Genomic DNA, 11,806 nt, shown 5'->3' on the forward strand with positions numbered 1-11,806 from the left:
CTAAATTTATCGGTAGGTAATTGAATATGAAGGTCCAAATATTTGATCATTTAGTAGAAAGTCCGGGTGCCGGCGGAGTGGCTTTTGCACCGATGCTTTACATTCCCAGCGGCATTACCGATGTAAGTTTTTATGAAAACGCATTTGACGCGCGGGAGCTGCGTCGCTTTATAAATGAAGATGGTACTATCCATGTATCTGAATTGATCATCGGTAACGCCATCTTTCATTTACACGAGCCAACCAATAACACTTCCGCATCAAACCCGGCAGCTATGGGATATACTACCGTAGTAATAGGTTTATTTGTGGACGATGTGCATGCCATTGTAACACAAGCGGAGGCCGCAGGGGCGAGGATTGTGTCGCCTGTTGAAGATTACGATTATGGCTATCGGCAGGGTGAAGTAATAGATCCGTTTGGCCACCGGTGGCAGATTCAAAAGGCGATTGCACAAAAACCAGATCTGCAGTAAGTAAATTTATCCCTATTAAAGATCCGGTAGGCTGTGCCTTCTTTAGCTTCTGCTGAAATGTTTCTTGAGCCGGAGAAACCTGTTTTCGTAAAAGGTATAGGATAGGTATGAAACCAGCAACATTGCCGGCAAATTGAGCCACAGCGAGTCTGCATATTTAAAATAGCCCGCCCATGGCTGGTGCAGCGTGAATATTTGCTGCCAGATATAAATGCTGTAAGATAATATGCCGGTCTTCACCAATATGGGGTTGCTTAATAGCTTTGTTAGTAAATTATCAGCCACTAAATTTAGTCCGATAACAGCCGTGATTAACACGGTGGAGGCTATCGCCGAAAAATACGGTATTACAAATAAGTTACCGGTAAAGGGGTAATGGATAACAAGAGCCAGGCAAAACAAGATAGAACTTAGATAATATGAGTTGCTCAGCTTTTGTAAGTTCAACACATTTTTAAATAGCAATACAGCTAAGAGCGAACCAGAAAGGATGTAAAGCGCCCCTCTATCTAAAATGGCAAGTATAATGTAAATAACTACATGCAATACCCGGTTAGTGTAAAAAACGCTAATGTTATTAAAAGCCAGGTAATTTAATAAGGGTACCGCAATACATAAAAAGACGATAACTTTCAGATAACGGTTTAAGCTTGTAATCAAAATAATTGGCGCGAATAAATAAAATTGCTCCTCGATAGATAGCGTCCAGAAATGACCTGTATACCAATCTAATGGTACCGGAAAGTTTTTTAAATATAGAGCGGCTCCTATAAAGCTGAGTGGTACTATCTGCAATTTGAACGCATAATTCAGGATGATCAAAACTAAAATATACAAATAAGCTACAGGGAAAATCCGGAGTGCCCTGCGGGCATAGAATTTTTTTAGCGATACTGTGCCGTATTTGAGTTTTTCTTTGATCAGCAAAGTAGTGATCAAAAATCCGCTTAGTATAAAAAAAATATGCACCCCAATAGTGCCGTCTAAATACCCGGACCAGGGCTGGTCTCTCGTAACATGTGCCAAGATAACGGTTAAAATAGCAACTCCCCGCAGGCCATCCATAAATGGATAATAAGATGCTTTAAGTTCTTCAGGAACAGAAGTTATATCTGCAAACAATTGGTTTTTAAATTTCCGGAATGCAGCAAAGGCCATCGATCAAAATAAGGGAGGCTAAATATATATATTTTGAACGATATAGAAATGTGCTTACGAGGGTGCTATGTACCACTCTGCTGGGAATACCCCTTTTGAAATGTGCATTTCCGCACATGTATAAAACTGTATCTTTGCAGTATGCGTTTTGATATCATTACCGTACTGCCTGGCTTGCTGGAAAGCCCTTTCGCTCATTCCATTTTGCAGCGTGCTCAAAAAAAGGGGATCTCCGAAATTGTAGTGCATAACCTGCGCGATTATGCCAGCGGTAAACAAAAAAGTGTAGATGATTATCCTTATGGAGGTGGTAGCGGCATGGTGATGACCATACAGCCATTTGCTGCCTGTATAGAAAAACTAAAAGCGGAGCGTGAGTATGATGAGGTAATCTTCATGTCGCCTGATGGCGAAACACTTAATCAGAAGATTGCTAACCAGCTGTCTATCAAAAAGAACATTATTATTCTGTGCGGGCACTACAAGGGGATAGACCAGCGCATCCGCGATATTTATGTGACCAGGGAAATCTCTATCGGCGATTATGTCCTCTCCGGCGGTGAGTTACCCGCAGCTGTTCTGGTAGATGCAGTAGTCCGGCTGATCCCGGGTGTTTTATCAGATGAAACATCCGCCTTGTCTGATTCCTTCCAGAATGATCTGCTGGATGCCCCGGTTTATACCCGCCCTGCGGATTGGAATGGCCATAAAGTACCTGATATTCTGCTGAGCGGCGATACCCCAAAAGTAGAACAATGGCGCTTTGAACAAGCTGTGGAACGTACCAAACAAAGGCGGCCTGATCTGTTGGACTAGCATAGTGGCAATGAGGAAATTGTGTATAAAACACAAAATGTTGAAATTTTTAAAACATACTTTTTTATTTCAAATAAAATCCCTATAATTGCACTCCGATTTTTACGGGTTAAAAGTCGCTTTAAGAGCTAAAAATCATGGATTTAGTAAAATTTGTAGAAGAACAATCAATAGTTAAGAATCAATTTCCCGCTTTCAAAGCAGGTGATACTGTTAGCGTTTATTATAAAATCAGAGAAGGTAACAAAGAGCGTATACAGCTTTACCAGGGCGTTGTTTTGCAACGTAACAGTGTTGGCAACAGCGAAACTTTTACCGTACGTAAAGTATCTAACGGTATTGGTGTTGAGCGTATCTTCCCTTACAATTCTCCTAACATCGATAAAATAGAAGTAAATAGTGTTGGTAAAGTACGCCGCGCTAAATTATTCTACCTGCGTGCCCTTACCGGTAAAGCAGCCCGTATCAAATCAAAAAGAGTTTAATTACATTTTATGTATATTGGAGCCTTTCTGCAATGCAGAAGGGCTTTTTTTGTTTGATTACAGCGCAATGAGAAAATCTATACTGTTGGTACTGTTTTTTTTAGCTGGCGGCCTGGCCTTTGGCCAAAACCTCACCGGTAAATGGCAGGGGGAGCTACCCCAGGGCAACCGCGATGTAAAGTTTAAGCTGGAGATAGATCTTGTGCAAACCGGTAAAACGCTGAGTGGTACTTCTACTTTTGTTACCGTTGATAATCATAAAGTTATTTTTGCGCTTACCGGCACAGTAGATGGGAGGAACATTACGCTGGAGGAGTATAAGGCCGTTTCCTGCGATTGCGATGATGGGCATTACGAGTTCTGCCTGAAGAAAATGAAAGGCGCTTTTAGTGTAGATTCCTTAAATACGCTTTACGCCATAGACGGAACCTGGACCAGCGACAAGTCTTACAACGGTAAGCAATACCTGGCCAGTGTTTGTACACCGGGCAGGTTTACTATTTTGCGGCCTGCATTCATCCGCCCGCTTGACGGGGCATATCGTAAAACGGATATGCCCAACGCCACAAAAATTTCGGCTTATGCCAACCTGCGCGAAGGTGACGCCTCGTTTGTAAAACGCATCTGGCGTGAGATAGATCTGCGCGAAAAAATGAACCAATATATTGCATCGCCAAAACAAGGGCTGATGAAAATATTGATGGACGGGATAGAGAGCCGGGATATTGTAGCCTATAACGCAACTGCCACGAAAGATAACCCGAACGGGGACACATTTAATAGCCGCCTAACCGCCGCACAGGCAAGGCAGCGATTGGCCGATAGCTCGGTTGTTGATATTTTCGACAAAAAATCGGGTGATAAAACTGGGTCAAAGGTTGTTGCGGGAGAATTTAACCCGGATGACGTACTGAAGTTCCGTATCAAAGAAGATTGGTATTTTGACAAACAACGGGGCATTTTTGAGCCACGGATAATCGGGATAGCGCCACTGATTAAAGTTAAAACCTCTGCAGGGGTGGCAAATAACGAATTTCAACCCGCTTTTTGGATCTACTTCCCCGAGGTGCGCACCATACTGGCTACAAAGCCTGTTGTAAACAGAAACAGTGATGCAACCGGATTGAGCTATGACGATGTATTTATGAAAAGATTGTTCACCAGCCATATTGTTAAACAATCTAATGATAAGGACGAACGTATCCGCGATTATACAAAAGGCATTGATCAACTATACGAGTCGGAACGCATTAAAAAAGGTATAGCCGACTGGGAGCAAGCCAACTGGCAAAATTAGTAGCTGTCAGGCAAAATGCTGTTGTAATGAGGGGATATCGAACCTAATACACAAAGGCTAAGACTCATCACCAGCTACTCACAACTTGCTTTTGCAACTTTACTTCTTAGGTCTCGCGAATTTTTCGTTTGGAGCCTGCTTTGCGTTGGCGGTTCTTTTTACTTTTTTAGGTACTTCCTCTCCGGAATGATCAACCACCATAGTTGCGCGGCCATGTTCATTAGATAACGGAGCGTTGGCGTGTTCGTCAAGTTCGGGAACCTGCACTACATCCGGAATATCGTCGATGTCTACAAAGCTGCCAACGGATGGTAATTCGGCCAATATGGTTCGGCCTCCTTTTACAACCTCATTGATAGCAACGTTGATCTTTGAGTTAAGTGGTAAAAAGATATCTACCCTTGATCCAAATTTTATAAAGCCGAACTGGTGGCCCTGATGTACCCTGTCGCCTTCTTTTACATACCAAACTATCCTGCGCGCCAAAGCGCCTGCAATCTGGCGAAATAATACGGCAACGCCTTCACTGTTTTCGGTAACAACGGTAGTGCGCTCATTCTCAGTAGATGATTTTGGATGCCAGGCTACCAGGTATTTACCCGGATGATATTTAAAGTATTTGATTACGCCACTGATGGGGTTACGGTTAATATGCACATTGATAGGAGACATAAATACCGAAATCTGGATGCGCTTATCTTTGAAATATTCAGTCTCTTCAGTTTCTTCTATCACCACCACTTTGCCATCTGCAGGGCAAAGTACCTGCGTTTCTGCCGAATTCAACATCAGCACCGGGCTGCGGAAGAATTGCAGAATAATAAAAAACAGTAATGCTGACAGGATATATATGATCCACTTCCATGTATGTGCATCAGGAAAATAAAATTGCATCAGTGCGTTCACAATGAATATGAACAGCACACACAAGGCGATAGAGGTGTATCCTTCTTTATGGATAGTCATACTGGCTTATATATGGTTAAAAATCTTATTACAAAACTAAACATTTACAACAAAGTACAGATAGGTATAAACAATTGGGGCGGCCATTAAAAACCCATCGAACCTGTCCAGTAACCCCCCGTGGCCCGGTAGTAGGCCACCTGAGTCTTTTATATTGATACTGCGCTTAAACATAGATTCCACCAGGTCTCCCAATGTACCAAAACTGCCTATAATTACGCCGATGGTTATCCATTGGGCGGGTTGTAATTCCGGGTAATACCTGCTGATGATATACCCAACCCCGGCCGCTATTAAAACGCCGCCGACAAAGCCCTCCCAGGTTTTTTTTGGCGAATGCCTTTCAAACAGCTTTGTGCGGCCAATGGCCCGGCCCACCAGGTATGCCCCGGTATCGTTACTCCAAAGCATTAACAAAAACGCAAGTGGAAAATGAAAATTGAACGAACCCTTTATATATGCCAAAGCATGAAAAAACGTAAAAGGCAGGCACACTAAAATCAACCCGGCAAATGTGTAGGCAATATTGGTGAATGGCGCTATAGAGATTTCAAACAGTTCCCCAACAAAAATAGCTGCCATGCTAATGGTTAACAGGAAGAGCAGTTTATGCAGCATTGGGCTATCCTGGTAAGTGATAAAAGCGAATAGGCCATAAATAAGCACGGCATTTAAAAAGCCGGCCACCCGGTTGGGTTGTACGCCGCTTTGTATGTTAAGCCCGTAAAACTCATGGAGGCAAAGCAGACTTAACGCCAGGTAAAAAATTCCGAAAGTATAGTGGCCCAACAACACAGAGCCTATCATTACGATAATAAAGAAGAAGCCTGTAATGGCGCGTGTTTTCATAAGTTCAGTTGGTTCAAGATCATTATCTCAACGGCAGTGCTAAAATTTTCCTGGTGAATGTAAACTTCAATATCGCCGAAAGCCTGGTGAGATGATGCCTGCCGATTGAGCAAAACTGCATCAATATGGTGGCCCGTAAGCATTTGCTTTACAATTTCTGATTGATAAAAGTTGGATGATGTAAAAATTTTAACCCAGTTCTTCTCCATTAATATTCACTGCCTGCTTTTTGCTTAATGCTACGTTTTTATAAACTAACAGCAAAATTATAATAATTATAACGCATAATACATAGACCCCGTAACTAAATGTATGCCCATCATCCAGGTTTACCGTTATTTTTTTTTGCTGATACAAATAAGTTGCAACAACTGCGGCGCCATTATTTAAAAAATGCCCCCATATTGCCGGCCAGATGCTGCCGCTCCAGGCTACAAAATAGCCAAACAGGCCACCTAATAACATTCGGGGTAAAAAACCATAAAATTCCATGTGGAAGGCGCTGAATAATGCCGCGGTAACCCAAATGGCTGCATGCGTGTTTTTCGTCCACCGCAGCATAATGGTTTGCAACACACCGCGAAACGTAAGCTCTTCCACAATTGCCGTAAAAAGTCCTATCAGGATTACATTTTTCAGCACATCGCCTACGCCGTTCATCTTCAGTAAAAGCACAATCAACTTTTGAGCCTGGGCTTCGCTCTCTTTCATCCACCTTTCCAGCCCGCTTAAAAATTTGGGCAGCACCATTTGCTGGTTAATATTGCTTAGCATTTCAATCGGCGGCATGCTCACCATCATGATTAAAAAGGCAACTGCAAAAAGCAGCAATGGGGCCTTTAAATATGGTTTTAAATACGTCACCGGTTCCTTTACTACGTAACGGGCAAAAATAACCGGCGCAACAAAAAGCGGTACGGTGGTGCTAATGATCTGCAAAATATATAGCACCTGCGGTAATTGAGGGTTGTCCAGGTTGCCCTTCATCAGATCTGTAAGTACATCAATGCCGTATATACCTACAATAACACCCACGCCGAGGAGGTTAAAAAGCAGCAGTATGCCAACAGTTATGCCCAGGAATATAGCAAACTGCATGAGTGGGGAGAGCTGGTTTACAGGCCGTTTTAGCATTTAGCTTAATTTTTGTAAATTTGCACGAATATAATCCATGTCTGTACAAATAGGAAATATTGATTTAGGGGAGTTCCCGCTGTTGCTGGCGCCGATGGAAGACGTTAGCGACCCGCCGTTCCGGTATGTGTGCAAGCAAAACGGTGCGGATATGATGTATACCGAATTTATTTCTTCGGAGGGCCTCATCCGTGATGCCGCTAAGAGCCGCCAAAAGCTGGACATATTTGAGTATGAGCGCCCGATTGGCATCCAGATCTTCGGCAGTGATATTGATCACATGCGCGAAGCTACCGAAATTGCCTCTTTAGCCGGCCCCGATCTGATGGATATTAACTACGGTTGCCCGGTAAAGCAAGTAGCCTGCCGTGGTGCCGGTGCAAGTTTATTACAGGATATTGATAAAATGGTAGCTATGACCAAAGCGGTTGTAGGGGCTACACATTTGCCGGTAACGGTAAAAACCCGCCTGGGCTGGGATGATAATACTAAAAACGTTTACGAAGTAGCCGAGCGCCTGCAGGATGTTGGCATTAAGGCGCTAACTATACACGGCAGAACCCGGTCGCAGATGTATAAAGGCGTGGCCGACTGGAGCCTGATCCACGATATTAAAAAGAATCCGCGCATTAAGATCCCTATTTTTGGTAACGGTGATATTGATTCGCCGGAGAAAGCTGCCGAATGGCGGATGCAGTACGAAGTTGATGGCATGATGATTGGCCGTGCTGCTATTGGTTACCCTTGGATCTTCCGCGAAATAAAACATTATTTTAAAACCGGCGAACATTTAGATAAGCCCACCATTGCCGAACGCATTGAGGTTTGTAAAACCCACCTTGAAAAATCAATGGAATGGAAAGGCCCGCGTACAGGTATTTTCGAGATGCGCCGCCACTACAGTAACTATTTTAAAGGGGTGCCTGATTTTAAAGAGTTCCGGATGAAACTTGTTACCGCAGGTACCGTAGAAGAGATTATGGATATTTTAGGAGAGGTAGATAAAAAATATGCGTTTGAAATGGCGTAATATCTCTCCGGATGCTATATATTTGAAATAAAAGAGATTAACAACAATGGCTACTACCATAACTGAAGGTGTTAAGGTTTCAGTTGAAACAATTTACCAGCCCGAATATTCTAACCCGGCAAACGATCACTTTATGTTTGCTTACCGGGTGACCATTGAGAACCTGGGCAATTATGCCGTGCGGCTTGTTAGTCGCCATTGGTATATATTTGATTCTAACGGCGCTAAACGCGAGGTAGAAGGCGAAGGCGTAGTAGGCCAGCAGCCGGTTATCGAACCCGGCAACTCCCACGAATATGTATCGGGCTGTAACCTGAAAACCGATATGGGCAGCATGAAAGGCGAATACCAAATGGAACGCCTGTTAGACGGTCAGCTTTTGGATGTGCAGATTCCCGAATTTTATCTGGTAGCCCCTTACAGGTATAATTAATTACTGATTACTTAATTACCGATTGAGTGAGCACGAATTTTTCAGATAAGCATTTGTATGCTAAGCTTTTTCTCTGTCGGCAATAAACTTTAAGAAATTACACTGACCCGGGAAATTCGTGTATCTAATTTACCTTTCCAGCCTCACTCCAGGGGCAGATCCACTTACGTCCTTTAATGCCCCGATCCGGTTGCCGCCATCATACCTGTCATAGTATACCAAGCGCATATTTCCTATCGATTTTATCTTCCCCAAATTGTCTTGGCCGTCATACCTGTCGTAATAGGTAATGAGGTTTGCGCCTACCTGTTTTAATTTACCAATATTATCAAAGCCGCCAAACCGGTCGTAATACTCAAAATTAATGTCACCTATCGATTTTACCCGCCCAACCTTATCAAAATTGCCGAAGTGATCAAAGTAAGTGATTTGCACACTCCCTACCCTTTTGATATTACCATCATAGTCGCCAAAAATATCGCTGTAATATTCAATCTGCGTACCTCTTATAGAGCTGGGTTTATCCTGCTCAAAACCATTAGGTGTTGAAATATCATCCCGGTAATTATAAGCGCCTGCATCTATAGCATAAACACCCCCATCAGGATCAACGGACACCATTACATTGTCTACCAAAAATTCAATTTGCCTGACCGTCTTTTGGTGATGAGACAAACGAATAACTATTTCGGGGCTGTTTTGTGCGGTACAAAAAAGACCGGTAGTTAGTAGTGCCGCAAGGAAGACCAAGGTTTTAAGATTCATGTAATTCGGGTTAGTACCGGTTTGATCGGTAATCCGCCTTAAAGTTTAAAGTACTTACAAGTAATTTCAAAAAACCTTAATCCATTATTAGCCGAGACCCACTTGCGGGTATTTGAGCCTTAGCTCCGCCGGTTAAAAAGGAATGATGCATAATAAACCAACGTAGCCAAGGATGATAAAGCAGCAACCACATAGGTCATAGCGGCCCACCAAAGGGCATCTTTGGCCTGCTCGTGTTCGTTGCCGGTTTGCATAATGCTGTAGTTGTTGTTTAGCCAGGCTAACGCGCGGTTGCTGGCATCAAACTCTACAGGCAACGTAACAAAACTAAACAGGGTAACCAGCGCCAATGCGGCCACACCAATAGTTAACACAAAAGTGTTGTGGCTATAGATCATCAGGATAATGCCCAGGAACAACGTCCATTGCGTAAGCGTACTGGCTATGTTTACGGCAGGCACCAGGGCAGAGCGCAAGCTTAGCCAGTTGTAAGCTTTGGCATGCTGCACAGCATGCCCGCATTCATGCGCCGCAACGGCGGCGGCGGCAATGCTCCGGCTGTAGTATACATCCGCACTTAGGTTAACGGTTTTATCAGCCGGGTTGTAATGATCGGTCAATTGCCCCTCAACAGAGATCACCCGCACGTTATAGATGCCGTTATCACGCAGCATACGCTCTGCAACATCTTTGCCGGATAATCCTGATAGGAGGGGCATTTCCGCGTATTGCCTGAACTTGCTCTTAAAGCGCATCTGCACCAAAAAGCTGACCAGTGCTATAATGATCATCAGCAGCCAGGCAGAACCAGTGCCGATGATTCCGAGTATAAATGATAAGTGGAACATCTTGTTGTTTTTGTAAATGCTATTTCAAAAAGTATTCCACATTAAGCCAAAACGCCCTGCGGAATGAGTCGATTAGCTACATTTGGTTGTGGAACCAACATTTTCCTATTGGGAGCGTACTTCGTTTATCGATCATGCAGATGTGATCGTCATCGGCAGCGGCCTTGTTGGCCTAAGCGCGGCCCTGCATCTCAAAAAAAAGCAACCGCACTTAAAAGTTTTGGTATTGGAGCGGGGCTTTTTGCCCAGCGGCGCAAGTACAAAAAACGCCGGATTTGCCTGTTTTGGCACTGTTTCCGAGCAGTTGGCTTCACTGGAACAATCATCCGAAGCGGAAGTTGCACGGATGGTAGCCTATAAATGGCGCGGGTTGCAACGATTGCGGGAAAATCTTGGCGACGCTAATATCGACTTCTATCAGCATGGTGGTTACGAGCTGTTTATGAACGATGAAACTACGCTGGCTGATAAAAACATTGCGCAAATAGACCGGCTCAATGAATTATTGAAAAATGCGATCAGCGGTACTGACATTTATTCAGTCGCTAATGAAAAATTGCAGGTTTCGGCTTGGGCAACGTTAGCCGCATGATCTACAATCCTTTTGAAGGCCAGATCCATACCGGTAAAATGATGCGCACCTTGCTGCATAAAGTTTATCAGCAGGATGTGATGGTTTTAAATAAGTGCGAGATCAAAGCGATTCATCACGAAGCTAATAGTGTGCACCTTGCAACATCGCAGGGCAGCTTCAGGGCGGACAAGGTAATTATGGCGACTAATGCATTTGCCAATCAGTTATATCCGCAACTTAAAGTTGTTCCAGGTAGGGGCCAGGTGCTGGTAACCAAGCCGATAAAAGGGTTGAAACTGAAGGGCACCTATCATTTTAAGGAGGGATACTACTACTTTCGGAATATAGATAACCGCATCCTTTTCGGCGGGGGGCGCAACCTTGATTTCGCAGCAGAGGAAACCAGCGCGTTCGGGCATACGGAGCGGGTAAAGCAAAGTCTGCTGAATTATTTAAAAGAGGTGATCCTGCCGGGGCAAAAGGCAGAAGTTGATTACTGGTGGAGCGGAATCATGGGCTTTGGTGACGACATCAGCCCCATAGTAAAACAGGTTGAGCCCCATATTTATTGCGCAGTGCGATGCAATGGCATGGGTGTAGCAATGGGTAGCCTGGTTGGCGAAGAAGTGGCGGAACTGGTGATGAAACAATAGAGCGTTTAATTATAAAGAAGGAGGCTCTTGCGCAGCCGTGGTTTTGATGGAATTGCTATAAACAGGCAACTCCGCCCGAATCAAAAGAGCAGCATGCTTCGAAGGAGCATGCTGCTTATAAAGAAAGATAAAAACAGGATCCGCTCCGTAGGTTCTTCCGGATTAAATATGGTGCATGCTATAGATGAGCCTCGTTATTAAGAACTTAAAAATACTTGGGCTTGTCTTTGGTCCAGAAAGATAAATTTAGAACATCGGGTGATATAAGGGGTGTTGGAAATCCATATTGTTGTACACTCTCTAATGGTTCATTAACAGTGAG

12 protein-coding genes and 2 pseudogenes are annotated in these 11,806 nt (G+C 43.8%); 7 read left to right on the top strand and 7 right to left on the bottom strand.

Going from position 1 to position 11,806, the window contains the following annotated elements; all coding sequences use genetic code 11:
* The first annotated feature begins 26 nt into the window (after positions 1 to 26).
* Entirely contained in the window at positions 27 to 476 is a 450-nt protein-coding gene (locus tag A0256_06190) for a bleomycin resistance protein (GenBank protein AMR31044.1), read from the top strand.
* 42 nt (positions 477 to 518) lie between these two features.
* On the opposite strand, the gene A0256_06195 is transcribed toward A0256_06190, so the two are convergent.
* Positions 519 to 1,634, bottom strand: coding sequence for a hypothetical protein (locus tag A0256_06195; protein AMR31045.1), 1,116 nt, complete (start codon positions 1,632 to 1,634; stop codon positions 519 to 521).
* A gap of 141 nt (positions 1,635 to 1,775) precedes the next feature.
* Here A0256_06195 and A0256_06200 point away from each other — a divergent pair, with 141 nt between their 5' ends.
* The 3 genes from A0256_06200 (at position 1,776) to A0256_06210 (ending at position 4,232) form a co-directional block, all read left to right on the top strand.
* Entirely contained in the window at positions 1,776 to 2,450 is a 675-nt protein-coding gene (locus A0256_06200; GenBank protein AMR31046.1) for a tRNA (guanine(37)-N(1))-methyltransferase, read from the top strand.
* 137 nt (positions 2,451 to 2,587) lie between these two features.
* Entirely contained in the window at positions 2,588 to 2,935 is a 348-nt protein-coding gene (locus A0256_06205) for a 50S ribosomal protein L19 (protein AMR31047.1), read from the top strand.
* A gap of 466 nt (positions 2,936 to 3,401) precedes the next feature.
* Complete coding sequence (locus A0256_06210; protein ID AMR34446.1) at positions 3,402 to 4,232, top strand: gliding motility protein GldN; 831 nt, start codon at positions 3,402 to 3,404, stop codon at positions 4,230 to 4,232.
* Positions 4,233 to 4,553: 321 nt separating this feature from the next.
* On the opposite strand, the pseudogene A0256_06215 reads toward A0256_06210, so the two are convergent.
* The 4 genes and pseudogenes from A0256_06215 to A0256_06230 form a co-directional block, all read right to left on the bottom strand.
* A pseudogene (locus A0256_06215) lies at positions 4,554 to 5,198 on the bottom strand (phosphatidylserine decarboxylase).
* Positions 5,199 to 5,234: 36 nt separating this feature from the next.
* Entirely contained in the window at positions 5,235 to 6,047 is an 813-nt protein-coding gene (locus A0256_06220; GenBank protein AMR31048.1) for a phosphatidate cytidylyltransferase, read from the bottom strand.
* On the bottom strand, positions 6,044 to 6,256 hold the full coding sequence (locus A0256_06225; protein AMR31049.1) for a hypothetical protein: 213 nt from the start codon (positions 6,254 to 6,256) through the stop codon (positions 6,044 to 6,046). The genes A0256_06220 and A0256_06225 overlap by 4 nt, the downstream gene beginning before the upstream one ends.
* Positions 6,237 to 7,181 (bottom strand): hypothetical protein, encoded by a 945-nt coding sequence (locus A0256_06230; protein AMR31050.1) that lies wholly within the window; start codon positions 7,179 to 7,181, stop codon positions 6,237 to 6,239. The genes A0256_06225 and A0256_06230 overlap by 20 nt, the downstream gene beginning before the upstream one ends.
* A 37-nt stretch (positions 7,182 to 7,218) precedes the next feature.
* On the opposite strand from A0256_06230, the gene A0256_06235 reads away from it, so the two are divergent.
* Positions 7,219 to 8,211: a nitrogen fixation protein NifR gene (locus tag A0256_06235; protein AMR31051.1), complete on the top strand. Its 993-nt coding sequence runs from the start codon at positions 7,219 to 7,221 to the stop codon at positions 8,209 to 8,211.
* A 46-nt stretch (positions 8,212 to 8,257) separates the two neighbouring features.
* On the top strand, positions 8,258 to 8,644 hold the full coding sequence (locus A0256_06240; protein ID AMR31052.1) for a Co2+/Mg2+ efflux protein ApaG: 387 nt from the start codon (positions 8,258 to 8,260) through the stop codon (positions 8,642 to 8,644).
* 129 nt (positions 8,645 to 8,773) lie between these two features.
* On the opposite strand, the gene A0256_06245 is transcribed toward A0256_06240, so the two are convergent.
* Both A0256_06245 and A0256_06250 read right to left on the bottom strand, forming a co-directional pair.
* On the bottom strand, positions 8,774 to 9,409 hold the full coding sequence (locus A0256_06245) for a hypothetical protein (GenBank protein AMR31053.1): 636 nt from the start codon (positions 9,407 to 9,409) through the stop codon (positions 8,774 to 8,776).
* A gap of 119 nt (positions 9,410 to 9,528) precedes the next feature.
* On the bottom strand, positions 9,529 to 10,257 hold the full coding sequence (locus tag A0256_06250; protein ID AMR31054.1) for a hypothetical protein: 729 nt from the start codon (positions 10,255 to 10,257) through the stop codon (positions 9,529 to 9,531).
* Between the two features lie 88 nt (positions 10,258 to 10,345).
* On the opposite strand from A0256_06250, the pseudogene A0256_06255 reads away from it, so the two are divergent.
* Positions 10,346 to 11,484: pseudogene (locus A0256_06255) on the top strand (FAD-dependent oxidoreductase).
* Positions 11,485 to 11,806: the final 322 nt, after the last annotated feature.

The organism is Mucilaginibacter sp. PAMC 26640 (assembly GCA_001596135.1).
GTDB lineage: Bacteria > Bacteroidota > Bacteroidia > Sphingobacteriales > Sphingobacteriaceae > Mucilaginibacter.

Excerpts from the sequence above, each read along its gene's own strand:
- A0256_06190 (AMR31044.1), top strand. The coding sequence starts at position 27 with ATGAAGGTCCAAATATTTGATCATTTAGTAGAAAGTCCGGGTGCCGGC.
- A0256_06195 (AMR31045.1), bottom strand. The coding sequence starts at position 1,634 with ATGGCCTTTGCTGCATTCCGGAAATTTAAAAACCAATTGTTTGCAGAT.
- A0256_06200 (AMR31046.1), top strand. The coding sequence starts at position 1,776 with ATGCGTTTTGATATCATTACCGTACTGCCTGGCTTGCTGGAAAGCCCT.
- A0256_06205 (AMR31047.1), top strand. The coding sequence starts at position 2,588 with ATGGATTTAGTAAAATTTGTAGAAGAACAATCAATAGTTAAGAATCAA.
- A0256_06220 (AMR31048.1), bottom strand. The coding sequence starts at position 6,047 with ATGAAAACACGCGCCATTACAGGCTTCTTCTTTATTATCGTAATGATA.
- A0256_06225 (AMR31049.1), bottom strand. The coding sequence starts at position 6,256 with ATGGAGAAGAACTGGGTTAAAATTTTTACATCATCCAACTTTTATCAA.
- A0256_06230 (AMR31050.1), bottom strand. The coding sequence starts at position 7,181 with ATGCTAAAACGGCCTGTAAACCAGCTCTCCCCACTCATGCAGTTTGCT.
- A0256_06235 (AMR31051.1), top strand. The coding sequence starts at position 7,219 with ATGTCTGTACAAATAGGAAATATTGATTTAGGGGAGTTCCCGCTGTTG.
- A0256_06240 (AMR31052.1), top strand. The coding sequence starts at position 8,258 with ATGGCTACTACCATAACTGAAGGTGTTAAGGTTTCAGTTGAAACAATT.
- A0256_06245 (AMR31053.1), bottom strand. The coding sequence starts at position 9,409 with ATGAATCTTAAAACCTTGGTCTTCCTTGCGGCACTACTAACTACCGGT.
- A0256_06250 (AMR31054.1), bottom strand. The coding sequence starts at position 10,257 with ATGTTCCACTTATCATTTATACTCGGAATCATCGGCACTGGTTCTGCC.